We start from the raw sequence: 24,852 nt of genomic DNA, 5'->3' as shown, positions 1-24,852 counted from the left end.
GGGGTGCTACCAATCATGGTCGCGGCATCACGGGTTCCTGAAGCGGAATCGCCGTCACGCCAACGGGTCGCGATCAGGTGCTCTCGTAGTTCTCCACCGCGCGCTCGAGGTGCCTGCGCATCTCGGCCTGTGCGCGATCGAGGCCGCCGGATCGTAACTCGTCCAAGAGTTTTCGATGCTCCGTCACGAGATCTCGGGGATTCGGGTACGACTTCTGGATCTGCGCCAGGCACAACTGCATTTCGTCTTGCAGTGTCGAATAGATCCGGCTCAGTCGATTGCTGCCGACCGCGTCGATGATGGCGACGTGGAACGCGGTGTGGACTTCGACCCGTTCCGCCCAGCTGGCGTCGGTCGGCATCTGCTCCATCTTCTCGAGGTGCCGCTCCGCCTCGCCGAGGGGGATGCGCTTCTCGACGATGACCCGGACGCCTTCGAGTTCGAGTGGAATCCGCACGAAGTACAGATCGCGGACGTCTTCGTGATCGAGAACCGGAACGATCAGCGACCGACCTTGGGACTGCTGGGCGAGGTGCCGGCTCGTCAGCACCTGCAGCGCCGAGCGCACCGTGGGGCGAGCGACGTCGAACATGGCCGCCAGACCTGTCTCGGTGAGCGGGGTGCCGGGCGCGAGGGCACCCCCGAGGATCTGGGCACGGATCTCCGCCACCAGCGCGTCGCGGGTGGTCTGGGTTTGCAGCACTGGACTCATACCGTCCTCCTCCGGGCGCAGTATATCTGCTATACCGCCTACCACTCCCGCGTTCCCTGTTGTACTGTATAACAGTATTACCGAACGAACCGCCTGATCAGGGCACTGCGACGACACCGCAAGGAGAACCACCATGCATCTGGCCGACTACGACGCACTGAGCTTCGACTGCTACGGCACCCTGATCGACTGGGAAGCCGGCATCGCAGCGGTTCTCGCGCCCTGGGCGAAGGAAGTCGGGCTTGCGTTGACCGACGAGGAACTGCTCCTCGCATACGCGGACAACGAGGCCCGGGCCGAACGCGACACCCCCGACGCGCTGTACTCGGCGATCCTCGCCGACGCCTTTCGTCGCACCGGGGTGACGCTCGGCAAGGATGTCAGCGACGAATGGGCAGCGAGGCTCGGCGCATCGGTCCCCGACTGGCCGGCGTTTCCCGACTCCGCCGACGCACTTGCCTCCCTGGCGAAGGACTACAAGCTGATCATCCTGTCCAACGTCCACCGTGCGGGCTTCGCAGGCAGCAACGCCCGCCTGGGAGTCGCGTTCGACAAGATCATCACCGCCGAGGACGTCAAGGCCTACAAGCCTGCGCCGAACCACTTCGAGGCGCTCGACGGCGCACTGGAGGAACTCGGGGTTCCCCGCGAGCGTCTTCTGCACGTGGCGCAGAGCCTCTTTCACGACCACGTGCCCGCCAAGCGCCACGGCGTGCCCTCGGTGTGGATCAACCGCCGCCACGACCGCCCGGGCTGGGGCGCGACTCCCGAACCCGCCGACGACTACACCTACGCCCTCGAATTCCCCACCATGGCGGAATTCGCCGCCGCCGCACGCGCCGCGAAGGAGACAGGGCGGGACGAATGACGCGCCGCGGGGCCCATCACGTCAGAGGACGATGTTGACCATCTTCCCCGGCACGACGATGACCTTGCGCGGATCCTTGCCGTCGAGCAGTGCGACGATCTTGTCGTCGGCGAGCGCGATCTTCTCGATCTCCTCGCGCGGCGCGTCGGCGGCGACGGTCACGCGGCTGCGGACCTTGCCGTTGACCTGGATCGGGTACTCGACGGTGTCTTCGACGAGCCACTTCTCCTCGGCGACCGGGAAGGGTCCGTGCGCCAGCGACTTCTCGTGGCCGAGCCGCGACCACAGTTCCTCCGCGAGGTGCGGGGCCAGCGGTGCGAGCATGAGCACGAGCGGTTCCACCGCGGAGCGGGGGGCACCGGCCGGGTACGCCTTGGTGAGGTGGTTGGTGTACTCGATCAGCTTGGCTGCGGCCGTGTTGTCGCGCAGTGCGGTGTAGTCCTCGCTGACACCGGCGATCGCCTTGTTCAGCGCGCGCAGCGTGTCCTCGGTGGGGGCGTCGCCGGTGACGCGCACGGCGCCGGACTCCTCGTCGACCACCACACGCCAGGCGCGCTGCAGGAAGCGCTGCGCACCGACGACGTCCTTGGTCGCCCACGGACGGGACGTGTCCAGCGGCCCCATCGACATCTCGTACACGCGCAGCGTGTCGGCGCCGTACTCCTCGCAGATGTCGTCCGGCGACACGGAGTTCTTGAGGCTCTTGCCCATCTTTCCGTATTCGCGGTTGACCTCGGCGCCCTGGTGGAAGAACTTGCCGTCCTTCTCCTCCACCTCGTCGGCGGGCACGTACACGCCGCGCGCATCGGTGTACGCGAAGGCCTGGATGTAGCCCTGGTTGTACAGGCGGCGGTACGGCTCGCTCGAGCTGACGTACCCGAGGTCGAACAGCACCTTGTGCCAGAACCGCGAGTACAGCAGGTGCAGCACCGCGTGCTCGACACCACCGACGTACAGGTCGACGCCGCCGGGGTCGTTCGGCCCGTGGATCTCCGGACGCGGACCCGTCCAGTACCGCTCGTTCTCCTTGTCGCAGAACACGTCCGGGTTGGTGGGGTCGATGTAGCGCAGCTGGTACCACGAGCTGCCCGCCCACTGCGGCATCACGTTGGTGTCGCGGCGGTACGTCTGCAGTCCGTCGCCGAGGTCGAGTTCGACGTTGACCCAGTCGACGGCCTTCGCCAGCGGGGGAGAGGGCTCCGAGGACGCGTCGTCGGGATCGAACGACACGGGCGCGTAGTCCTCGACCTCCGGGAGCTCCACGGGCAGAGCCGAGTCCGGCAGGGCGTGCGCGTTTCCTTCGGCGTCGTACACGATCGGGAACGGCTCGCCCCAGTACCGCTGCCGCGCGAACAGCCAGTCGCGCAGCTTGTACTGGATGGTTCCCTTGCCGGTGCCGTCGGCCTCGAGCCGCTCGGTGATGGCCTTCTTCGCGTCGGCGACGGACATGCCGTTCAGGAAGCCGGAGTTCACGATCGTGCCGTCGCCGGTGTACGCGTCCTTGGACAGGTCGCCGCCGGAGATCACCTCGATGATGTCGAGGCCGAACTCGGTGGCGAACTCGTAGTCACGGTGATCGTGGCCGGGGACGGCCATGATGGCGCCCGTGCCGTAGCCGGTGAGGACGTAATCGGCGATGAACACCGGCAGCTTGTTCCCGTTGACGGGGTTCACCGCGTAGGTGCCGAGGAAGACGCCCGTCTTCTCCTTGTATTCCTGACGCTCGAGGTCCGACTTCGACGCGATCGACTTCCGGTACGCGGCAACGGCTTCCGCCGGGTTGGCGGCACCGCCGGTCCAGCGGGGGTCCACACCCGCGGGCCACTCGGCCGCGACGATCTCGTCGACCAGTTCGTGCTCCGGCGCCAGCGTCACGTACGTGGCACCGAACAGCGTGTCCGGCCGCGTCGTGAATACCTCGACGCCGTGGGCAGTGGATCCACCCTCGCTCCGCTCGACCGTCACGGCGAACTTCACCTGCGCACCGTGCGAACGCCCGATCCAGTTGCGCTGCATGGTCTTGACCTTCTCGGGCCAGTCCAGGTACTCCAGGTCGTCCACCAGACGGTCCGAGTACGCGGTGATGCGCATCATCCACTGCTGCAGGTGCTTACGGAACACGGGGAAGTTGCCGCGGTCGCTGCGACCGTCGGCGGTGACCTCCTCGTTGGCCAGCACCGTGCCCAGCCCCGGGCACCAGTTGACCATCGAATCGGAGTGGTACACGAGGCGATAGGAGTCGAGGACCGCTTCCTTCTCGGTCACCGACAGCGACGCCCAGTCCCGTCCGTCCTCCAGGGCGCGCGCCCCCGACACGAACTCGGCCTCGAGCTCGGAGATGCGCCGGGCCTTCCCGGCGTCCTTGTCGAACCACGCGTCGTGGAACTGCAGGAAGATCCACTGCGTCCAGTGGTAGAAGTCGACGTCGGTGGTCGCGAACGTGCGGCGTTCGTCGTGGCCGAGCCCGAGGCGGCGCAGCTGCCGCTTCATGTTGCCGATGTTGGCCTCGGTGGTGGTCCGCGGGTGCGTGCCCGTCTGCACCGCGTACTGCTCGGCGGGCAGACCGAACGCGTCGTAGCCGAGGGTGTGCAGCACGTTGTGGCCCTGCATGCGGTGATAGCGGGCGAACACGTCGGTGGCGATGTAGCCGAGCGGGTGGCCCACGTGCAGACCCGTCCCCGACGGGTACGGGAACATGTCCTGCACGAACAACTTGTCCGCAGGCACGTCACCGGCGAGGGGGCCGACCGGGTTGGGCGCGTCGAACGTGCCCTCCTCGCTCCACCGGTCCTGCCAGCGCAGCTCGATCTGGCCGGCGAGCTCCGCGGTGTAGCGGTGCTGCGGGGTCGCATCGGACGGGTTGGCGGGCTGCACGTGCTCGGTCACTGTGGTCGCTATCTACTTGGCTGACATTCCGGATCAGGGGGGATACCGACAACCAGGGTAGAGCCTCACCCCACCCGGGCTCACCTGCGCATCCGGGTCCGCCGTATCCTGGTCGCGTGTTGATTGCCTCCGTCGTGCTGTTCGTGCTCGCCGTCGCCGTCTCCGGCGTCGCCGTTGCAGGCCTCGCCGAGCGCCTCCCGCGCAACCGGTGGGCGGGTGTCCGCACCCCCGAGACGATGCGCGACGATCAGACGTTTGCGCTGGCCAACAAGGTCGCGGGCCCCACCCTGCTCGCCGCGGCCGGGCTCCTCGTCATCGGCGGAATCGCCGGAATCCTGATCGGCGGCGTCTTCGGAATCGGCGCCGTCCTCGTCAGCGTCGTCGCCGCCGCACTCACCGCGGCAACGGGCGGATCGCTCGGTGCCCGTGCCGCCGCGTCGGTACCCGCCGCCGACACCGGCGGATGCGGCAGTTCCTGCGGCGCGTGCACCCTGAAGGGCGCCTGCCAGCCGTCCTGACCGGCAGGCGACGGCCCGTCCGGTGAACTCCTCGCGCGTCGTCGACCCCGCAGGCGCAGTCTTCGGTCTGCTGCTCCCGGTGATCGCCGCGCTGTCCGGGGTGATCCTCACGACGGTCTGGGAACCGCGGCTCCCCCCGCAGATCGCGACACACTGGACCACCACCTCGCCGGACGGCTTCTCCACCCCGATGTCCAGCGCCTGGACGTTCGCCCTGGTGACGGTCCTGTTCGGCGGTGGATGCGCCGCGATCGCCGCCCTCGCCCAGGCGATGCTGATGATGCGCCGCACGATGCTCGTCGTCGGGCTTTCCGTGGTCGGCCTGATCCTCACGGTGCAGGTGGTGCTGCTCTCCGTCCAGCTCGACGTCACCGACCCCGCGAACACCGCCCTTCCGATGTGGTCGCTCGGCCTCGGCGTCGTGATCGGCGCCGTCGTCGGTCTGATCGGCGCCGCCCTGCTCCGCGACTACCGGCCCCGGGTCGCCGCGACCGGGACTCCCGACCCACGGTTGCCGCGCGCCGACGGCCCGGCGACCGTCGCAGACGCGGTCGGGTTCGGTACGGTCGGATCGCTGGTGCTGCTCCTGATTCTCGGGGTCGCGCCCGCGCTCGCGGTCTGCCTGCTCGTCGACGGATGGTGGCCGCTCGCGGTGTTCGTTCCGGTGGGGTTGCTGATCGTGAGCCTGCTCCGGTTCCGGGTGATCGTCGACGGGTCCGGCATCCGGGTGGTGAACATGGGCATGACCGCGCTGCAGTACGGGATCGAGGAGATCGAGGGCGCCCGCGTCGACGTGATCAAGCCGTTCGACGACTTCGGCGGCTGGGGACTCAGGGTGAAGGGCAGGCGCAACTACGGCGTCGTGACGAGGACCGGCCCCGCCGTGATCGTCACGACCGCGTGCGGCGACCGCCTGACCGTCACCAGCGCACGGGCCGAGGACATGGCCGGCGCACTCAACGCGTTCGCCGACAGGCGGCTCCGCCGCCCGTGAGTGCGTAAGGAGTGCAGGGACTCGCTAACCACTCACGGGCCGGAGGCCTGGTGCACCGCATCGAGCACGCGGTCGAGGTAGCCGAGAGCGGCGCGGACGGCGGCGTCCTCGTCGCGGGCGGCGATCGCGTCGACGACGGCGTGGTGGTCGTCGGTGGTCAGCGACGGCGGGTGGACGCCCTCGGTGAAGTCGTACGTGGCGCGGGTGGGTTCGAGGATCCCGGCGAACAGGTCGGACAGCACCGGATTGTGCGCGGCCTCCACCACCCCGAGGTGGAACGCGAGGTCGGCGTCCGCGAATCGGGACGCCTCGTCGGCCGTGCGCTGCCGTTCGGCGAGTAGCGCGGACAACGACCGCAGATCATCTTCGGTGCGCCGCGCGCACGCCAGCCGGACGGCCTCCGTCTCGAGGGCCCGCCGGACCTCGAAGACGTTCAGCATCTCGGCGACCGCGACCTGCCGCCCGAGCAGCCCGCCGATGTCGGTGCGTGCCCGCACGAACGTCCCCGATCCCCGCCGGATCTCGAGGATGCCCGTGGACGTCAGGGTCTTGATGGCCTCGCGCACGGTGTTGCGCCCGACCCCGAGCAGCGTCATCAGCTCGGGTTCCGTGGGGATGCGCCCGCCCACCGTCCAGTCGCCCTCGGCGATCCTGCCGCGCATCCAGTCCAGGGACTGCTGATACGCGGACTCGCGCCGAACCACCGTCATGTACTCATCCTCACACCTCGCCGGCTCGCTCGTCCTTACCGGGCCGCCTACACTACGTAGGACGTCCTATGTATCCGGACAGCGTCACGTATTCGGACAGCCCGAGGAGGCGACCCCACACGTCCACGTCAACCGCTCGCGCCGACACCCTCCCGCCCGCCACCGCCCGCACCACCGGCCGCCACTTCCACGGCCTGAACTATCTCCTCGTCGTCCTGCTCCTCGGCTCCAACATGCCCACGGCGCTGTACTCGCTGTACCGCCACGAATTCGGTTTCACCCCGCTGGTCCAGACGCTGATCTTCGCCGTCTACGTCGCCGGTCTGCTTCCCTCGCTGCTGTTCTTCGGCCCGCTGTCGGACGCGCTCGGACGCCGCTTCGTGTTGCTGGCCGCGATCTTCTTCAGCGTCCTGGGCGCCGTGCTCCTCGCCGTCGCCGATTCGACCGTCTGGCTGTTCCTCGGCCGGATCTCCCAGGGGATCGCCGTCGGCGCCTGTTCGGCCGCCGGTTCCGCCGCCCTGATCGAGCACGAACCCGCCCGGAACCTCCGGCGCGCCGGTCTCGCCGCCACCCTCACCACCGCCCTCGGTGCGGCACTCGGCCCGCTCTTCGGCGGCGCCGTCGCGCAGTACCTTCCGCACGCCCTGGTCTTGCCGTACGTGCTGTTCGTGCTGGCGCTCCTGCCCGCGCTGATCCTGGTGCTGCTGCTCCCTGCGTCCACCGGCGGACAGTCACGCCCCACCCAGTTGTTCCAGGTGCCGCACGTCCCCGCACCGCTCCGCCGGGTGTTCTGGCTGTCCTCCCTCGGAGTGGCGCTGGCGTGGGGCGCCGTCGGCCTGTTCCAGTCGGTGGTCCCGACGTGGATCATCGACCTGCTCGACGTAAGCAACCTGGTGGTCGCCGGCGGCGCCGCCGCGCTGGTCATGGTGTGCTCGGTGTCGGCGCAACTCGTCGCCAACCGGCTCGGAACGGTGCTCTGCCGAACACTGGGCATCGGCGCCGTCGGCGTCGGCATGGTCGGTCTGCTCGTCGTCGACTTCGCGCCGTCCCTCGCCCTGCTGTGCGCCGTGACGGTCGTCGTCGGTGTGGGACACGGACTCTCGTTCGCCGGTGCGATGCGCGCGGTGGGCGCCGCGGCCGCCGAGCACGCCCCCGACGCCCAGGGCGGCACACTCGCCGCGTTCTTCACCGTCGGCTACGTCGGTCTCGCGGTGCCGTCCATCTGCGCGGGCATCGCGATCACCGTCCAGGGCATGCACGTGGCCGTTCTCGAACTCGCGGTCATCGGCGCCGTCCTGTGCGGCGTCGTCGCCGTGCTGGGCGTCCGCACGAAGGGTGGGGACCGGGCCGAGGCGGCCAGTACTGTGGCCTGAGGACGTGAAACGCCGATGCCCGAACCGCTTCGCCACTGCGAGTTCCGCTTCTACGAGGAGCTGAACGACTTTCTGCCGCCGGTGCAGCGCAAGCGCACCTTCGAGCACCGATTCGACGGCACACCGTCGGTGAAGGACCGCATCGAGGCGCTGGGCGTCCCGCACACCGAGGTGGATCTGATCCTCGTCGACGAGGTGTCCGTCGATTTCGCGCATCTCCTGCGCGGCGGCGAACGTGTCGCGGTGTACCCCGTGTTCGAGCGTTTCGACCTGACCGGGGTGACGGCACTGCGCCCGCGACCGTTGCGGGACCCGGCCTTCGTGCTCGACGTGCACCTCGGCCGCCTCGCCCGCTACCTCCGCCTGCTCGGCTTCGACACCCGCTACCGCAACGACTTCGACGACACGGAACTGGTGGACATCTCCCTCGCCGAGCACCGCATCGTCCTCACCCGGGACACGGGACTGCTCAAGAGGTCGGCGGTCACCCACGGCGCGTTCCTGCACGAAACGGACCCGCGCCGGCAGCTGCGGGAAGTGCTGGACCGCTTCGACCTTCGGTCGCGGATCACGCCGTTCACGCGGTGCGCGCGATGCAACGGGCCACTCGCGCCGATTGCCCGCGACGACGCGCTCGCCGAGGCACCGCCGGGGGTCGCCCGCAACGAACACCACTTCAGCCGGTGCCGGGACTGTGCGCAGCTGTACTGGCCGGGCAGCCATCTCCCGAAGCTGAGCCGCCGGCTGTCGGAGGTCGGGGTGACGCTCGAGGTGGATTCTCAGGACGCGTGACGCAACTGCTCGGCGAACTCCGCCGAGCATGCGCAGTCACCGAATTCGTCGCAGTCGATGATCAGTGCGTGCCGGACCTCGGACAACTCGACGCACGACTCGTCGGTGCATTCGGCTCCGTAGAGCGTGTGCACGATCAATGTTCCGTGACAGGTGTCGATCACGTGTGCTGTCCTCCTCACTTCTCGTTCCCCACCTCTGTTGATACCACCCGTCCCCGACAGCCCAGGGACGTGCGCGGGGTGTGTCTAGTTCCGCTCGACGTCGATGGGGTGGGTGGCGAGCAGGGCGAGGGGGAGCGGCTGCCTGCGCAGCACCTGCGCCCACACGTCGACCCGGGCGGGGGCGACGACGTCCGACGCGAGCGCCGAGATGACGATCCAGTCGTCGCGCTGGAGTTCCGAGTCGAGCTGACCGTACGTCCAGCCCGAGTAGCCGGCGAAGATCCGGACACCTTCCACCAGCGGGGCGACGACCTCGGGGTCGGAGTCCAGATCGACCATCACCACGCGGCCGTGGACCCGGCGCAGGCCGGGGACGCCGTCGGCCTGCGCCCCGGTGCGCAGCGTCGCCAGGCACAGTGCGGCGTCACGTTTGACGGGACCGCCGACGTACAGGGCGGACGGGCGCGCGGTGAGCGGCGCCCACTGTGGCAGCACGTCGTGGACGGCGGTTTCACTGGGACGGTTGATGACCACACCGAGGCTTCCGGCCTCGTTGTGCTCGATCACGTAGATCACGGTGCGACGGAAAGCGGGTTCGACGAGATCTGTGGACGAGACCAACAGGCTGCCGGGCCGGACCACCGGTTCCGTCGACGCCGTTCGATCTTCGGGTTCTTCTGCGTGCGCCACCTGAACATCATCCCACCGCGGCGAACGCGATGTGTCGGAGGACGCGACCTGCGTCCGGTTCGCCGGTTTAGGCCGGGGGCAGCCCCGCCGTCTCGGCGAGAACCGCGAGGTGGTGCTCGAACAGCGCGCCCGGTGTGGTGAAGGTGTCGGCGCCGTACTGTCCGAACACCTCGAAGTTCACGGCCCCGAACAGCGCCGACCACACCAGCACGCCGCGGGCGAGCAGATGGTCGGGTGTGGTGAGGCCGAGTTCGGCGCGCACGCGGTCGAGGTCGGCGGCGAGCCGGTCGTCGATGGGCGCCGCCGCGTCCGCCGCGAGTTCGCCCGCCCGGAACGCGTTGTCGAAGATCCCGACGAGCGCGTAGATCACCCGCGTCCCCGGAGTCGTCGTCTGCTCCCCGGGCGCGTCGTAACCGGGAACCGGGCTGCCGAACAGCAATCCGTAGCGGGCGGGCTCGCGCAGCGCCCACTCCCGCACCGCACGTCCGAGCGCCAGGAACTGCTCCCGCGGTCCGGCCGCGGACGCCACGGCCGCTTCCACGGCGTCGCCGAGTTCGTTGTATCCGTCGACGACGAGCAGCGTCAGCAGTTCGTCACGGCTCTTGACGTACCGGTAGACGGCGGAGGACACCACGCCGAGGTCCCGTGCGACGGCCCGCAGCGACAGGGCCGCACCCCCGACCGCGGCCAGCTGTTCGCGACCGATCCTCGTGATGTCCTGCAACGTCTGCTCGCGGGCGCGCTCTCGTGGTGTGACCGGCATGGGTCCAGCGTCGCAATTTCAGAGAGCAGTGTCAACAAAAGAGAGCACTGCTCTTGACATCGCGGGCGCGGGAGAGCATTCTCGAATTACAGAGAGCAGTGCTCTCGAATCACCGAAAACGACTCACTCAGCGGGAGCAGAAATGTCGAACCTCGAGATCGTCACCGGAGCAGGACCCGTCGGCTGGACCGTCGCCACGCAGCTCGCGGAACAGGGCCGCCGGGTGCGGGTTCTCACCCGCTCGGGCAGCGGCCCGGACCATCCCCTGATCGAGCGACGGAAGGTCGACGTCTCCGACGCCGCCGCCCTGCGGGAGGCATTCGGCGGAGCGACCGCCGTCTACCACTGCATCCACGCCGCCTACAACGCCGACGCCTGGGAGCGCGAACTCCCCGCCGCCGAACAGACGGTCCTCGAGGCCGCCGGACGCGTCGGCGCGGTGGTCGTCTTCCCCGAGAGCCTCTACTCCTACGACGCGTCTGAGCAGCCGATGACCGAGCACACGCCGCGGTCGGCCGACTCCGGCAAGCGCGGCATCCGGACCCGGTTGCTGAAGGCCCGCGCCGAGTCCTCGACGCCCACCGTCAGCGTCGTCGCGTCCGACTTCTTCGGACCGCGGGTGCTGAACGCGCACGCCGGCGAGCGCATGGTGCCCGTCGTCCTCGCGGGCAAGACGATGCGCGTCCTCGGTTCCGCCGACCTCCCCCACTCGTTCACGTACATCCACGACTTCGCGGCCGCGATGATCGCCGCCGCCCACGACCCGGCACTGTGGAACTCGGTGCTGCACGCCCCGACCGCGCCGGCCGTCACGCAGCGGCAGATGGTCGAGGCCTACGCGAAGGCCGCCGGGGTTCCCGCCCCGAAGGTGGGCACCCTGCCCGGCTGGGTGATCCGCGGCGGCGGGCTCGTCCACCAGGGGACCCGCGAACTCGCGGAGATGCTGTACCAGTTCGAGGAGCCGTTCGTGATGGACTCGTCCGAGAGCGAGGCCCGCCTCGGACTGACCCCGACGCCACTCGACCGGGCTGCCGAGGAGACCGTCCGGTGGTGGCAGGACAGGTCGGTCGCGGCCGCCGGATAGGGTCCTGTGAATGGCGAAACAGCTCGGGGACCGGCGCGAGGCGTGGCGCAGAACGGCGTACACGCTCCGGCGGTCACCCGGGCTGGCCCGTCTCGCCACCGTGCGATTCGCCAGCCAACTCGGCGACGGCATGTTCCAGGCCGCACTCGGCGGCGCGATTCTGTTCAACCCCGAGCGAGAGACGGATCCGGTCGCGATCGCCGCCGGCTTCGCGGTGCTGCTGCTGCCGTATTCGGTGATCGGACCGTACGCGGGCGCACTCCTGGACCGCTGGGACCGCCGCAACGTGCTGCTGTGGGCGAATGTGCTGCGCGGACTGCTGATTCTGGTGACCGCCGCACTGCTGGAGACCGGGACCGGCGAATCCGCGCTCCTCGTGCTCGCCCTCGCCGCCATCGGGGTGAGCCGATTCGTTCTCGCGGGCGTCTCGGCGGCGCTGCCGCGGGTGGTGCACCGGTCCTGGCTCGTGGCCACCAATTCGGTGCTCGCCACCACCGGTTCCGTCGTCGCCGCGCTGGGGGCCGCGACGTCCGTCGCCATCATCTCGTTCGTGGGCGCCGGTGACCGCGGCTCCGGAATCGCCGTGGCGGCCGCCGCGTGCGGTTCCGCGGTGGCCGCGTTCGCGGCGTCGCGCTTCCACCATCGACTCCTCGGTCCGCACGCCGACGAGAAACCCGAATACGGGGCGGTCCGCGCCGTCGCCGCCGGACTGCGCAACGGGGCGCTCGCCGTGTGGCATTCTCCGGGCGTCACCACCGCGATGATCGGGATCGGCACGCACCGGATCGTGTTCGGCGTCAACACGTTGATCATGGTTCTGGTGCTGCGCGACACCGCCACCGTCAGCGCCCTGCCGGGCGGCCTCGCCGGTTTCGGTGTCGCGCTCGGCGCCACCGCCACGGGCATGCTGCTGGCAGCGATCTCGACGCCGTTTCTCATTCCGCGCATCGGACGGTCTCGCACCATCGTCGGCGGCCTGATCCTCGCCCTCGTCGTGCAGTGCACGTTCGTCGCGACCCTCACGCAGGCGTCGCTGCTGTGCGGTGCACTGCTGCTCGGATTCGCCGGGCAGTCCATCAAACTCAGCGGCGACGCGGCGATGCAGATCGAGATCGAGGACGACCGCAGGGGACAGGTGTTCGCGCTTCAGGACACCGTGTTCAACGTGGCGTTCATCGGGTCGATCGCCGCCGCGTCGCTCGTGATCGCGCCCGACGGCCGATCACTCGCACTGGTACTGGCGGGCGGGGCGTTCTACGGTCTCGGACTGGTCGCCGTCCTGTTCAACACCCGGCGCGAACCTGCCTGAGGACCGGGCTTATTCCGACCCCGGCATCGGCACGTTCTGCAGGCGGACCTGACCGCGAGCCACCTCCTTGCCGGTGTCGGACGCCGTGATCACCACCGACCACAACTGCTGCACGCGGCCCTGCTGGATCGGCACCGCGACCACGTCGACCCGCCCCTCGGTGCGGGCCCGCAGGAAGTCGGTGCCGTTGTGCACACCCACCGCGAACTGACCGCGGTCGGCGACGGCCGTGCTCGCGCCGATGCTCGCGGCCGATTCGACCGCCGTCGTGTAGACGCCGCCGTGCACGACTCCCCACGGCGTGTGATGGTCGGCGGACAGGTCGATGTGGCCGACCACCTTCGTTCCCGACACCTCGTCGATTTCCAGTCCGGCTGCGACGACGAAGGCGCTCGCCGCCTCGCGGGTCAGATCGGTCATCGTGTGTTCTCCTCGTCGAACGCTCGGTAAGTTTGAAATCCCAACCCACTGTGCCCGGCTTCGGCGCAGGCGTCAATGGCCCCGGCCGTGCCGACCACCGGATCGGGTCGCGAATTCCGCTGCGGCGGTGACACCGCGCCGTGACCGGACCGCAACCGGACGGGCCGGGCGCGTGCGCCGCGGATGCCGTCCCCCGGTGTTATCTTCGACCCCGCGCGTGCAGGTCGGTCCACCGTCACTCCGACCACCGATGTGGAGGGGTCCCGTGGTCGACAAGTCCTGGTCCGTGTCCGGAGTGCCCCTGTGCGTTGCCGCCGTCGTCGCCGCGACGATCGGTGCCACCGTCCCTGCGTCAGCCGAGACGCTGCCGTGGCTCCCGGTGAACGCCTGCGGCGAGACCGGATTCAACCCGGCGAAGGAGCCGCCCGGCCCGGGCGGGCCACTGCTGCCCCCGATCCCGCCGACCGTGAGCATCCCGATCCCGTACCCCGACTTCGTGCCCGTCCCCGTTCCCGGACCGCGCGTCGACCAGACCCGCGTCGCCCAGGACCTGCCCGCCGATCCGTGCGCGGACCCGTGCCCCGACCTCACCGACGACGTCGACGAACCGGAAACCGGTCCGGGCGCGTCGGGTTCGGCAGGGTCGTCGGGGTCGTCGGGGTCATCGGGGTCGAGTGCGCTGACCATCCCGAAGATCTCGATCGATCCGCGGCCCGAGACCATTCCGATTCCCGTTCCCGGCGGTCCGGGGCCCGACCCGCAGCCGGCGCCGCCGGTCCAGATCAACCCGGCCGTGCGTGGTTCCCTCACCGCGGCGATCGCGAAGCCGGGCGTCGGCGACGTCCGGCTGGTGTCGCAGCTGACCGGACAGGGTTCCGAGAACCGGACCGACAAGCGCTGGCAGGTGGACGGCACCGACCTCGGCATCACCTGGGAAACGAAGCCCGGCGAAGTGGCGGTCGCGTTCGGTGACACGTTCGGCAAGGACTGGGCCCCGCCCGGTGCGTTCGGCGAGGACTGGCGGAGCAACGTTCTCGGCCACAGCACCGACACCGACCTGTCCGACGGCATGACCATCGACAGCATGGTCCAGGACAGCCGATGCCACGCCGCCGAGATCATCGACAGCAGGCACATCAACAATTTCGAGACGACCACCATCCCCACGTCGGGATTCGCGATCGGTGACCGTCAGTACCTCAGCTACATGTCGGTGAAGCGCTGGAGCATCGTTCCCGGCATGTGGTACACGAACTACGGTGGCATCGCCTACTCCGACGACAACGGGCAGACCTGGACCAAGGATCAGCACGCCAAGTGGCACAACATCTTCGGCGCCCGGTTCCAGGTGTCCGCGATGGTGCCGCACGGCGACTACGTGTACATGTTCGGCACCCCCAACGGGCGGATCGGCACAATCGGCCTGGCCCGGGTACCGGTCGACCAGGTACTCAACACCACGTCGTACCAGTACTGGTCGGACGGCACGTGGACGCCGGTGTCCCGGCACCTCGCGACCCCGATCGTCGGCGGGGTCGCCAGCGAGTTGTCGGTGCGCTACGACGCGGCCTCGGACAAGTGGCAGATGAGCTACCTCGAACCCGTCGGCGGTTCGATCATCCTGCGGCAGTCGTCGAGCCCGCAGGGTGTGTGGTCGGACGGGGCGACCCTCGTCGACACGGCCGACTACCCGAAGGCGTACGGCGGCTTCATCCATCCGTGGTCGACGGACGAGGACCTGTATTTCACGATCTCGGAGTGGGACAGCTACAACGTCTACCTGATGCACGCGTCCCTGCACCCGTGAGTACTTATCAACCGCCGGACGTTAACAAGTACGCACGGTGTGGAGCGCAACCTCGGTGGCCTTGACGACGAAGTACACGTCGAGGCCGGGTACCAGATCGAGTTCCGCCACGGACGCGGCCGTCACGTCGGCGCTCAGTTCGATCCTGCCCCCGGCTTCGGCGGCGCGCACGCGGACCGTGGGCCCGCGCACCTCGATCTCCGAGATGGTCACCTGGAAGACGTTGCGCGGACTGCCTTCCGGAGAGCGTCGGTGGACGGCGACCGAATGCGGCGCGAACACCGCGACAGCCGGCGCGCCCCCGGCGAAGTCGGCGTCGAGCAGGCCGTGCATGCGGACACCCGCCTCGGTCTCGAACCCGTCCTGCGCCGCGAACACGGGAACGAGGTTGAGTCCGGCGATCCGCGCGGCGAACGCGCTGCGCGGCCGCGTCAACACGTCGCGCACCGAACCGGATTCGACGACCCGTCCGCCCTCGACGACGATCACCCGGTCCGCCAGCGCCAACGCGTCGAGGACGTCGTGGGTGACCACGACCGCGGTCCGATCGCCCTCCCGCAGCACCCGCCTGAGCAGCACCCGCAGGGCGGGGGCCGCAGCCACGTCGAGGGCGGACATGGGTTCGTCGAGCAGCAGCGCCTGCGGTTCCGCGGCGAGCGCCCGGGCCACGGCGACCCGCTGCGCCTGCCCCCCGGACAACTCGTGCGGACGGCGGTCGGCGAACTGGGTCGCGTCGACCGCGTCCAGCCACTTCTCGGCGACTGCCCGGGACTCCCGGCGCCCGCGGCCCGAACTGCGCGGCGCGAACGCCACATTCGCGGCCACCGTCAGATGCGGAAACAGCAGTGCCTGCTGCGCGAGCAGCGCGATCCCGCGACGGTGCGGCGGCACTGCGATGCCGCGTTCGGTGTCGGTGAGCACCCGGCCGTTCATTTCGACCCGTCCGGCGTCGGGGCGGACCAGGCCCGCGACCACCGACAGTGCCGTCGACTTGCCTGCGCCGTTCGGTCCCAGGACGGCCAGCACCTCGCCCTCGGCGAGGTCGAATCCCACCTCGACGCCGCGCGCCGCGACCCGGGCGTCGACGCTCAGGCCGGTCACAGGGCCGCCCTCGACGCCCAGCCCCGCGAACCCACCACGATGACGACCGCGACGATCACCAGCACCAGCGACAGTGCCACGGCCGCATCCGCGTCCGTCTCACGCTGCAGGTAGATCTCGAGCGGCAGGGTTCTCGTGACACCCTGCAGACTGCCCGCGAACGTCAACGTCGCCCCGAACTCGCCGAGCGCCCGCGCGAACGCCAGCACCGAACCGGACACCAGTCCGGGCAGCACCAGGGGGAGCGTCACCCGCCGGAAGACGGTGGTGGGACTCGCGCCGAGCGTCGCGGCGGCGTGCTCGTACCGTCTGCCCGCGGTCCGCAGCGATCCTTCGAGGCTCACCACCAGGAACGGCAGCGCGACGAAGGTCTGCGCGAGCACCACGGCCGTGGTGGTGAACGCGATGTGGATGCCCGCGACCTCGAGGTGCTGCCCGATCAGACCCTTCCGGCCGAACGTGTACAGCAGGGCGATACCCCCGACCACCGGTGGGAGCACCAGGGGCAGCAGCACCAGCGACCGCAGCACCTCGAGGCCGCGAAAGCTGCTGCGGGACAGCACCGCCGCCATCGGAACACCCAGCAGGATGCACAGGGCGGTACTCGCGGCGGCGGTGCGCACACTCAGTTCCAGCGCCGCGAGCGACGATTCCGACGTGACCAGTTCGAAGAAGCGCGTCCAGTCGACACTCGCCAGCATCGCGAACAGCGGCAGGACGACGAACAGGCCGCCCACCGCTGCGGGCACGAAGATCCAGCCCGGGAGCCCGGACGGAACCTTGACGCGCGGCGCTCGGATCACGGCTGGGCGAATCCGGCCTTCGCCAGCACCGCCTGGCCGTCGGGTCCGGTGACGAGGTCGATGAAGCCCTGCGCGGCGTCGGGCTGCTTCGAAGCGGACAGCGCGGCAATCGGATAGGTGTTGACGGCCTGCGCGGCCTCGGGGAAGGGCACGGCGGTCACCTTGTCGCCCGCGCCGGCCGCGTCTGTGACGTACACGAGTCCGGCGTCCGCCTGACCGGCCGTCACCTTGTTCAGCACGTCGGTGACCGACGACTCCTCGCTGACGGGGGTGAGGTCGACACCCGAAGCCGTCTCGATCTTCTGCGTCGCGGATCCGCACGGAACCTGCGGAGCACACGTGACGACGAGCGTGCCCTCACGGTTCAGGTCCGCGAAGGACGTGATGCCCTTGGGGTTTCCGGGTGCCGTGACGATGGTCAGCGTGTTGGTCGCGAAGTTGACGGGGGTTCCCTGGACGAGTCCGGCGTCGACGACCTTCGTCATGTTGTTGGTGTCGGCGGACGCGAACACGTCGGCGGTGGCGCCCTGGTCGAGTTGCGCGGCGAGGTCGGAGGAACCCGCGAAGCTGAACTCCACGTGGGATCCGGGATTCGCGGTCTCGAACATCTCGCCGAGTTCGGTGAACGTGCTTTTCAGCGACGCCGCGGCGAACACCGTGATGTCGCCGCCCGACGCGGCCGCGGACGTCGACTCGGCCGAACCCGAGGCGCCGCTGTCGTCGTTCGAACCGCAACCGGTGAGAAGACCCAGACCGAGTGCGGCCGCAGCAGCCCCCGTCGTGACCCGGCGCCAGGACATCTTCATGAAATTCCTCCAGGAGTTTCGACGATCACCGTGGTCGACTTGACGACGGCTACCGCGACCTTGCCGGGCTCGAGCCCGAGGTCGCGGACGGCTTCACTGCTCATCAGGGAAACGACACGGAAAGGCCCGCACTGCATCTCGACCTGGGCCATCACCTTGTCCATCACGACCGCGGTGACGATGCCGGTGAATCGGTTGCGCGCCGAGGATTCCGATCCGAGCAGGTCGGGCGATTTCGACGCGTTGGCGCGCGCGAATTCGGCGAGGGCGGGACCGTCGATCACCTTGCGGCCCGACTCGTCCTTGTCCGCCGCAAGGCTGCCGTTGTCGATCCACCGCCGGACGGTGTCGTCGCTGACGCCGAGTAGTTCCGCGGCCTGTCGTATTCGGATACCCGTCATCCGGAGATCGTCCGCGCATGCGTCATGACCGACATCCTATGTCGGCAAATGCGGACCGATCAAGTGGAGGATTCCGCAGATGCGGATCAGTACACGTCTCGCACGTAGCGTTTGTCGGTCGCGAGCTGCTTCATGTACAGCTCGGTGTCCTCTTCGTCGAGGCGTCCGTGGGTGCGGACGACTTCGCGGACCGTCTCGTCGACGTCCTTCGCCATGCGGCTGGCGTCGCCGCAGACGTACAGGGAGGCACCCTCCTGCATCCAGCCCCACAGCTTGGCGCCGTGTTCGCGAATGCGGTCCTGCACATAGATCTTCTGCCGCTGGTCCCGGGAGAACGCCGCATCGAGGTGGGTGAGAAATCCGTCGCGGTGCATAGCTTCCATCTCCTCGCGGTAGTAGAAGTCGGTTGCCTCGTGCTGCTCACCGAAGAACATCCAGTTCTTACCTGTGTGACCCAATTCCCTGCGTTCGTGCAGAAATCCGCGGAACGGTGCGATCCCGGTGCCGGGGCCGACCATGATCATCGGCGCATCGGCGGCCTGCGGGGGACGGAAGTGCGCCGACTTCTGCACGAAGATCGGCACGTCGGCGTCGTCGCAGTGATCGGCGAGGAACGTCGAGCACACCCCGGACCGGTTCTTGCCCTCGTGGTTGTAGCGCACCGCGGAGACGGTCAGCTGCACCTCACCCGGGTCCACCTTGGGGCTCGACGAGATCGAATACAGCCGCGGCTGGAGGCGCTTGAGGACGCCCAGCCACTCGTCCGCGTCGGCGTCGACTTCGTACTGCGCCAGCACGTCCATCGACTGCCGTCCCCACAACCACTGCTGGAGCGCGATCTTGTTGTGCGGGCGCAGCAGTCGCGCCAACTCGGTGTCCTGCGTGCGGCTCTGCACGAACCGCAGCAGTTCGGGCGTCACCTTGGTGATCTCGAGCTTCGTGCGCAGCGCCTCCCGCAGCGTCATCTCCGGCAGGTCCGGCAGTGCGACGGGAGTGTCCGGGATCGACCGGGTGACCTTCAGCCACTCGTCGACGACGGCGTCGCTGTTGGTGGGCCACACACCGAGCGCGTCGCCCGCCTCGTAGGAGAATTCCGGATCGCTCACCTCGAAACCGAACTGCCGCACGTCCTTCGACGACCCGGCCGCACTGAGCGGCATGTTCCTCGTCAGCCGGGTGACGAGGGGGGACTTCCGGGTGAACGTCGCCGCCTTCTTCGCTGCGGGTGCGGCAGGCGCCGGGGCGGCCGTGGCGCCGCCGCCGGCCGCACGCTCGCGGACCAGGTTCTGCACCTGGGTCAGCCACTGACGCGCCTGGTCCTCGTAGTCGGGTTCGCAGTCGACGCGCTCGGTCAGCCGCTTCGCCTCGAGTTGCTCCAACCGGGCGTCGATCCGCTTGCCGTGCCCGCAGAAGTCGTCGTAGTTCGAATCACCGAAAGCCAGGACGGCGTAGCGGGTCTGCGACAGCCTCGGCGCCTCGTCGCTGCTGAGCGCCGACCAGAAACTGCTGCCGTTGTCCGGGGCGTCGCCGTCCCCGAACGTGCTGGTGATGATCAGGAGATCGCGGACGTCGGCGAGGCCCGCGACGTCGTAGTCGTCCATGCTCGTCAGGTGCGTGCCGTGGCCGGCTTCCTCGAGTTGGCGGGCGCATTCGGCGGCGAACTCCTCCGCGTTGCCGGTCTGCGACGCCCACACCACCACCACGGGGTGCTGGACCGATTCAGCGTTCGCGGGACTCGCATCCGGCGCCGCGGTGCCGTCCGGCACGGCGGAACGGGAGAACAATCCCGCCATCAGGCCGTCCAGCCACACCCTCTTCGACCCGGAGATCGGCGCGGTGCGCGGAAGAACCGGAACACCCTGCAGTTCGGTGGACTGCAGACCCGCGAGCAGTCCCGCAAGGTACGTGCGCTCGTGTTCGTCGAACGTGGGGGATGCCGAATCATCCAGTCCGAGAATGCGGCTCATCTCGGCGGCGGGCGAGCCGCTCGCGAGGGTGAGCGCCCCGCTCGATTCGGGAACCTCGGGCTCGGACACCGGGGCCACCCGGGTCAGGGAGACGGCACACACCTTGAACTCCGGCTGGAAGGACGTGGGGTCGACGGCGTCGTTGGTGACGGCGTTGATGCTGAGGTATTCACCGAACGAGTCGTTCCAGTGGAACGGGGCGAAGCAGCCTCCGGGCAGCACGCGGTCGCTGACGACGGCGGGAAGCACCGCGCGCCCGCGACGCGACGCGACCTCCACCTTGTCGCCCTCGGAAATCGACAGCTTCTGCGCATCGGCCGGGTTGATCTCGACGAACGGGCCGGAGTTCAACTTGTTGAGCTTGTCGACCTTGCCGGTCTTCGTCATGGTGTGCCACTGGTGCTGCAGGCGCCCGGTGTTGAGGACCAGGGGGTAGTCGTCGTCGGGCATCTCCGCGGGCAGCATGTGCGGGCGCGGGAAGAACGCGGCCTTGCCGCTCGCGGTGGCGAACGCGAGGCGGGGAAGGGAACCGTCGGGAGCGGACAGCAGGTTCTGGCTGACGCCGTCGTTGACGTAGCGGATCGGGTTGCGGTCGGTGCGGTTGCCGGGCGGGCTCGGCCACTGCACCGGCGTCTCCCGCAGCCGGTCGTAGCTGACGCCGCGAAGATCGTAGCCGGTCTTGGGATTCCAGGTGCGCTTGATCTCCTCGAACACGTCCTCCGACGATTCGTAGGTGAACGCGTCCGCATACCCCATCTCGCAGGCGACGCGGGCGATGATCTGCCAGTCGGGCAGCGCCTGGCCGACCGGATCGACGGCCTGCTGCAGCAGGGTGAGGTTGCGCTCGGAGTTGATCATCACCGAATCCGACTCCGCCCACAGCGCACCGGGCAGCAGGATGTCGGCGTACCCGTTGGTCTCCGTGTCGAGGAAGACGTCCTGGGTGATCACGAGATCGGCGGCCTCGAGGCCCTCGATCACGGTTCGCCGGTTCGCCACGGTGGCAACGGGATTGGTGCAGATGATCCAGCAGGCCTTGATGTCGCCCGCCACCATGCGCTCGAACATGTCGACGGTGCCGGTGCCGACCTCGGTGCGGATGCTGCCCTCCGGCAGCTGCCACAGGTCCTCGATGAACGCCCGGTCGTCGGCGGCGAGCACCGACCGCTGGCCCGGCAGACCGGGACCCATGTACCCCATCTCGCGGCCGCCCATGGCGTTCGGCTGACCGGTGAGGGAGAACGGGCCACTGCCCGGACGGCAGATCGCGCCGGTCGCCAGGTGCAGGTTGCAGATCGCGTTCGTGTTCCACGTGCCGTGGGTGCTCTGGTTGAGGCCCATCGTCCAGCAGCTCATCCAGTTCTCGGCCTCACCGATCCACTGGGCGGCCTGCCGGATGTCGGCCTCGGGGATGCCGGTGATCTCCGCGACCTTCTCGGGGGTGTACTCCTCGAGGAACTCCGGCATCACCTCCCAGCCCTCGGTGAACTCGGCGATGAACTCGGGATCGGTGTGCCCGTTCTGCACGAGCAGGTGCAGCAGGCCGTTGAGCAGCGCGAGGTCGGTGCCCGGCGCGATCTGCAGGAACAGGCCGGCCTTGTCGGCGGTCGCGTTGCGGCGCGGGTCGACGACGATCAGTTTGGCGCCGGCCTTGATCCGGTCCATCATCCGCAGGAACAGGATGGGGTGACAGTCCGCCATGTTGGCGCCGATCACGAAGAACACGTCGGCCTTGTCGAAATCCTGATACGAGCCGGGCGGGCCGTCGGCGCCGAGGGACTGCTTGTACCCGGTGCCGGCACTGGCCATGCACAGCCGCGAGTTCGACTCGATCTGGTTGGTCCCGACGAAACCCTTCGCCAGTTTGGTGATCAGGTACTGCGCCTCGATGGACATCTGACCGGAGACGTAGAAGGACAGGGCGTCGGGACCGTGCTCGTCGAGTTGTTCCTTCAGTCGGCGGGCGGTCTCGCTGATGGCGGCGTCGACGTCCACCGCGGTGGGCGCCTCCCCGCGCTCGTCCCGGACGTACCCGGTTTCCATGCGGCCACCGGCCACGAGCATCTCCGCGCTCGTCGCGCCCTTGGTGCAGAGCCGCCCGAAGTTGGTGGGATGGTCCTTGTCGCCGGACGCCTTGAGCACCCGGCGGGCATTCGTCTCGGGATCGATCCCGATCTCGAGCACCATGCCGCAGCCGACACCGCAGTACGAGCAGGCGGTCTTCACTGTGGAAGTCCCGGCTTTCTGCTGCTGCATCGACTCGCTCCTCACCTGCACGGTCGCCGCGTGTCCACCTGGCGCACGACCTGTATCAATGGTGCCGAGCGGCGTGTTTCGTCGGGATTAACCCCGGTGAGCGTTCGATGACGTCTCTCGCACCCGGCCGCGGGTGCGGTGGTGATATCGGCACAACGGCAACGACAAGTTCTGTGACCGTCGTCACTCGATTCAGGTGTGCAGGGTGGCCGAGCAGGGGGAGGAGCGCTTGAAGCGACCGGCGGAACGGTCAGGCCTGCTGCTCGGCCCACCACGACAGGAGTTCGGCCTCCGCCTCGTCCCGGCTGAGAGGACCGCGGTCGAGCCGGAGTTCCTTGAGGTACTTCCACGCCTTCCCCACGTCGGGCCCCGCGGGAATGCCGAGCAGTTCCATGATCGCGTTGCCGTCGAGGTCGGGGCGCACCCGGGCGAGGTCTTCCTGCTCGGCGATCCGCGCGATCCGCTCCTCGATGTCGTCGTACGTCGCCTGCAGCGCCGCCGCCCGCCGCTTGTTGCGGGTGGTGCAATCGGCGCGGACCAGCTTGTGGAGGCGCGGCAGCAGCGGACCGGCGTCCGTCACGTACCGGCGCACCGCGGAATCGGTCCACTGCCCCTTGCCGTAACCGTGGAATCGCAGGTGGAGGAACACGAGCTGCGAGACGTCGTCGACCATCTGCTTCGAGTACTTCAGGGCCCGCATCCGCTTGCGGACCATCTTCGCGCCGACCACCTCGTGGTGGTGGAAACTCACACCACCACCCGGCTCGTTGCGCTTCGTGTCCGGTTTGCCGATGTCGTGGAGCAGCGCCGCCCAGCGCAGCACCAGGTCGGGGTCGCCGTCTTCGAGGTCGACGGCCTGCTTCAACACGGTCAGCGAGTGCCAGTACACGTCCTTGTGCTGGTGGTGCTCGTCGATCTCGAGCTTCATCTGCGGCACCTCGGGCAGCACGAAATCGGCCAGACCGGTCTCGCACATCACGTTCATGCCGTCGATGGGGAACTCGCCGAGGATCAGCTTGTCCAGTTCGGCCCGCACGCGTTCGGCGGTGATCCGCTCGATCTGCGGGGCCATGTCCGCGATCGCCCGATGCACACGCTCGTGCAGCGTGAACCCGAGCTGGGACACGAAGCGCGCGGCCCGCAGCATGCGCAGCGGGTCGTCGTTGAACGAGTTCTCGGGCGCCGACGGCGTGTCCATCACCCCGGCCAGCAGCGCGTCCATGCCGTTCAGCGGGTCGACGAAGTCCTGCGAGCCGTCCGCACCGATCCGGACGGCCATCGCGTTGACCGTGAAATCGCGCCGCACCAGGTCGTCCTCGAGCTTGGTCCCGAACTGGACGACGGGATTGCGCGACACCCGGTCGTAGGCGTCCGCCCGGTACGTCGTGATCTCGATCTGCTGACCCGCCTTCGCGGCGCTGATCGTCCCGAATTCGATGCCCGTGTCCCACTGGTTGTCGACCCAGCCGGACAGCAGTTTCTGCACCTGCTCCGGGCGGGCGTCGGTGGTGAAGTCGAGGTCGGTGCCGAGGCGACCCAGTATCGCGTCGCGGACACTGCCCCCCACCAGGTACAACTCGTGACCGGCGGAAGCGAACTTCTCACCGAGCGGCGTCAGGACTTCGGACAGCTCGCGCAGCGTCACCGCGGCGCCGGCAAGCAGTCGCGTACGGCGCTCGTCGTCGAGAGAAGGGGCAGTCACGTCCAGGAAGCTTACCGAGGTGCGCAAATAGCGGGATACGCATACACGCTGTCACCTCGCAGTTCGGTTCACCACAGGTGTGTCACGAAGCGTCTCGGTTCGGGTGCGGCGTTCCGGTGGAAACGGTAAAGCCAACTACTATCGATGGGGTGTCTGCTGCCGAACGTGCGAACAGGAGTCGCCGCAACTCGCGGCGGCGCGGCGCCGTCGGCAAACCCGCGAAACCCCACATGAGGACGGTGCGGGAAACGTCGGCGGGCGGGCTCGTCGTCAACGGACTCGGCGGACCGCGGGAGAATCTGTGCGCCGCGCTGATCGGGCGCACCGACCGTCGCGGGCGGCTCCTGTGGTCGCTGCCCAAGGGGCACATCGAGCAGGGCGAGACCGCCGAACAGACTGCGATGCGTGAGGTCCAGGAAGAGACCGGCATCCAGGGCACCGTCCTGGCGTCGCTCGGCAGCATCGACTACTGGTTCGTCACCGAGGGCCGCCGGGTCCACAAGACCGTCCACCATTATCTGCTGAGATTCCTCGGCGGGGAACTGTCGGACGAAGACGTGGAAGTCACCGAGGTAGCGTGGGTGCCGCTCGCCGAGCTGGGATCACGCCTGGCCTACGCAGACGAACGGAAACTCGCAGAAATCGCCGGTGACTTGATCTCCAAGATGACTACCACTCCGCCCGCACCCGACCTGAAGCTCCAGAAGGGGCCAGACGCCGGATGAG

22 protein-coding genes are annotated in these 24,852 nt (G+C 68.7%); 9 read left to right on the top strand and 13 right to left on the bottom strand.

The window, feature by feature from the left end; translation table 11 throughout:
* Window positions 1-73: 73 nt before the first annotated feature.
* On the bottom strand, window positions 74-712 hold the full coding sequence (locus ACFU5V_RS14740; protein ID WP_378700102.1) for a GntR family transcriptional regulator: 639 nt from the start codon (window positions 710-712) through the stop codon (window positions 74-76).
* A gap of 133 nt (window positions 713-845) precedes the next feature.
* On the opposite strand from ACFU5V_RS14740, the gene ACFU5V_RS14735 reads away from it, so the two are divergent.
* Window positions 846-1,580 (top strand): haloacid dehalogenase type II, encoded by a 735-nt coding sequence (locus ACFU5V_RS14735; protein ID WP_378700100.1) that lies wholly within the window; start codon window positions 846-848, stop codon window positions 1,578-1,580.
* Between the two features lie 21 nt (window positions 1,581-1,601).
* On the opposite strand, the gene leuS is transcribed toward ACFU5V_RS14735, so the two are convergent.
* Window positions 1,602-4,466: a leucine--tRNA ligase gene (gene leuS / locus ACFU5V_RS14730; RefSeq protein ID WP_378700098.1), complete on the bottom strand. Its 2,865-nt coding sequence runs from the start codon at window positions 4,464-4,466 to the stop codon at window positions 1,602-1,604.
* Between the two features lie 116 nt (window positions 4,467-4,582).
* On the opposite strand from leuS, the gene ACFU5V_RS14725 reads away from it, so the two are divergent.
* Complete coding sequence (locus ACFU5V_RS14725) at window positions 4,583-4,984, top strand: SdpI family protein (protein WP_012690639.1); 402 nt, start codon at window positions 4,583-4,585, stop codon at window positions 4,982-4,984.
* Between the two features lie 22 nt (window positions 4,985-5,006).
* Window positions 5,007-5,978 (top strand): DUF1648 domain-containing protein, encoded by a 972-nt coding sequence (locus ACFU5V_RS14720; RefSeq protein WP_378700096.1) that lies wholly within the window; start codon window positions 5,007-5,009, stop codon window positions 5,976-5,978.
* 32 nt (window positions 5,979-6,010) lie between these two features.
* Here the strand turns inward: ACFU5V_RS14720 and ACFU5V_RS14715 are convergent, their stop codons facing one another.
* Window positions 6,011-6,688, bottom strand: a complete 678-nt coding sequence (locus tag ACFU5V_RS14715) for a FadR/GntR family transcriptional regulator (RefSeq protein ID WP_378434097.1) — start codon at window positions 6,686-6,688, stop codon at window positions 6,011-6,013.
* A 68-nt stretch (window positions 6,689-6,756) separates the two neighbouring features.
* On the opposite strand from ACFU5V_RS14715, the gene ACFU5V_RS14710 reads away from it, so the two are divergent.
* Entirely contained in the window at window positions 6,757-8,061 is a 1,305-nt protein-coding gene (locus ACFU5V_RS14710) for an MFS transporter (RefSeq protein ID WP_378700094.1), read from the top strand.
* 15 nt (window positions 8,062-8,076) lie between these two features.
* The gene (locus ACFU5V_RS14705) at window positions 8,077-8,853 is read left to right on the top strand and encodes a Mut7-C RNAse domain-containing protein (RefSeq protein WP_378700092.1); all 777 of its coding nucleotides are present in this window, start codon (window positions 8,077-8,079) and stop codon (window positions 8,851-8,853) included.
* Here the strand turns inward: ACFU5V_RS14705 and ACFU5V_RS14700 are convergent.
* The 3 genes from ACFU5V_RS14700 to ACFU5V_RS14690 all read right to left on the bottom strand — a co-directional run bounded on the left by ACFU5V_RS14700 (window position 8,841) and on the right by ACFU5V_RS14690 (window position 10,470).
* Complete coding sequence (locus ACFU5V_RS14700; protein ID WP_179220060.1) at window positions 8,841-9,017, bottom strand: hypothetical protein; 177 nt, start codon at window positions 9,015-9,017, stop codon at window positions 8,841-8,843. The two genes, ACFU5V_RS14705 and ACFU5V_RS14700, sit on opposite strands and share 13 nt — an antisense overlap.
* Window positions 9,018-9,101: 84 nt before the next feature.
* Window positions 9,102-9,707 carry a YqgE/AlgH family protein gene (locus tag ACFU5V_RS14695; protein ID WP_095865449.1) on the bottom strand — a complete coding sequence of 202 codons (606 nt, stop codon included), beginning with the start codon at window positions 9,705-9,707 and terminating at the stop codon, window positions 9,102-9,104.
* A 67-nt stretch (window positions 9,708-9,774) separates the two neighbouring features.
* Window positions 9,775-10,470 (bottom strand): TetR/AcrR family transcriptional regulator, encoded by a 696-nt coding sequence (locus ACFU5V_RS14690; RefSeq protein WP_378434094.1) that lies wholly within the window; start codon window positions 10,468-10,470, stop codon window positions 9,775-9,777.
* A gap of 142 nt (window positions 10,471-10,612) precedes the next feature.
* Between ACFU5V_RS14690 and ACFU5V_RS14685 the strand changes: the two genes are divergently transcribed.
* Window positions 10,613-11,554, top strand: coding sequence for an NAD-dependent epimerase/dehydratase family protein (locus tag ACFU5V_RS14685; RefSeq protein WP_378700090.1), 942 nt, complete (start codon window positions 10,613-10,615; stop codon window positions 11,552-11,554).
* Between the two features lie 10 nt (window positions 11,555-11,564).
* Window positions 11,565-12,863 (top strand): MFS transporter, encoded by a 1,299-nt coding sequence (locus ACFU5V_RS14680; protein WP_378700088.1) that lies wholly within the window; start codon window positions 11,565-11,567, stop codon window positions 12,861-12,863.
* A gap of 9 nt (window positions 12,864-12,872) precedes the next feature.
* Here the strand turns inward: ACFU5V_RS14680 and ACFU5V_RS14675 are convergent, their stop codons facing one another.
* Window positions 12,873-13,283, bottom strand: coding sequence for a PaaI family thioesterase (locus ACFU5V_RS14675; protein ID WP_378434091.1), 411 nt, complete (start codon window positions 13,281-13,283; stop codon window positions 12,873-12,875).
* 250 nt (window positions 13,284-13,533) lie between these two features.
* On the opposite strand from ACFU5V_RS14675, the gene ACFU5V_RS14670 reads away from it, so the two are divergent.
* On the top strand, window positions 13,534-15,090 hold the full coding sequence (locus ACFU5V_RS14670; RefSeq protein WP_378700086.1) for a DUF4185 domain-containing protein: 1,557 nt from the start codon (window positions 13,534-13,536) through the stop codon (window positions 15,088-15,090).
* Window positions 15,091-15,111: 21 nt separating this feature from the next.
* Here the strand turns inward: ACFU5V_RS14670 and ACFU5V_RS14665 are convergent, their stop codons facing one another.
* From ACFU5V_RS14665 to ACFU5V_RS14640, 6 genes are all read right to left on the bottom strand, one after another.
* On the bottom strand, window positions 15,112-16,191 hold the full coding sequence (locus tag ACFU5V_RS14665; RefSeq protein ID WP_378700084.1) for a sulfate/molybdate ABC transporter ATP-binding protein: 1,080 nt from the start codon (window positions 16,189-16,191) through the stop codon (window positions 15,112-15,114).
* Window positions 16,188-16,994 carry an ABC transporter permease gene (locus ACFU5V_RS14660; RefSeq protein ID WP_378434088.1) on the bottom strand — a complete coding sequence of 269 codons (807 nt, stop codon included), beginning with the start codon at window positions 16,992-16,994 and terminating at the stop codon, window positions 16,188-16,190. The genes ACFU5V_RS14665 and ACFU5V_RS14660 overlap by 4 nt, the downstream gene beginning before the upstream one ends.
* A complete protein-coding gene (gene modA, locus ACFU5V_RS14655; RefSeq protein WP_378700082.1) occupies window positions 16,991-17,800 on the bottom strand; it encodes a molybdate ABC transporter substrate-binding protein in 810 nt (269 codons plus the stop codon). The genes ACFU5V_RS14660 and modA overlap by 4 nt, the downstream gene beginning before the upstream one ends.
* Window positions 17,797-18,201 carry a molybdopterin-binding protein gene (locus ACFU5V_RS14650; protein WP_072942706.1) on the bottom strand — a complete coding sequence of 135 codons (405 nt, stop codon included), beginning with the start codon at window positions 18,199-18,201 and terminating at the stop codon, window positions 17,797-17,799. The genes modA and ACFU5V_RS14650 overlap by 4 nt, the downstream gene beginning before the upstream one ends.
* Window positions 18,202-18,287: 86 nt before the next feature.
* Complete coding sequence (locus ACFU5V_RS14645; protein ID WP_378700080.1) at window positions 18,288-22,424, bottom strand: molybdopterin-dependent oxidoreductase; 4,137 nt, start codon at window positions 22,422-22,424, stop codon at window positions 18,288-18,290.
* 250 nt (window positions 22,425-22,674) lie between these two features.
* Window positions 22,675-24,126, bottom strand: coding sequence for a CCA tRNA nucleotidyltransferase (locus ACFU5V_RS14640; protein WP_378700078.1), 1,452 nt, complete (start codon window positions 24,124-24,126; stop codon window positions 22,675-22,677).
* A gap of 149 nt (window positions 24,127-24,275) precedes the next feature.
* Between ACFU5V_RS14640 and ACFU5V_RS14635 the strand changes: the two genes are divergently transcribed.
* Window positions 24,276-24,851 carry an NUDIX hydrolase gene (locus ACFU5V_RS14635; protein WP_378430751.1) on the top strand — a complete coding sequence of 192 codons (576 nt, stop codon included), beginning with the start codon at window positions 24,276-24,278 and terminating at the stop codon, window positions 24,849-24,851.
* Window position 24,852: the final 1 nt, after the last annotated feature.

It is taken from the genome of Rhodococcus sp. NPDC057529 (assembly GCF_042802055.1).
Classification (GTDB): Bacteria; Actinomycetota; Actinomycetes; order Mycobacteriales; family Mycobacteriaceae; genus Rhodococcus_F.
The sequence above is the reverse complement of the archived record's forward strand: the minus strand, read 5'-3'. Positions and strand labels throughout refer to the sequence as shown.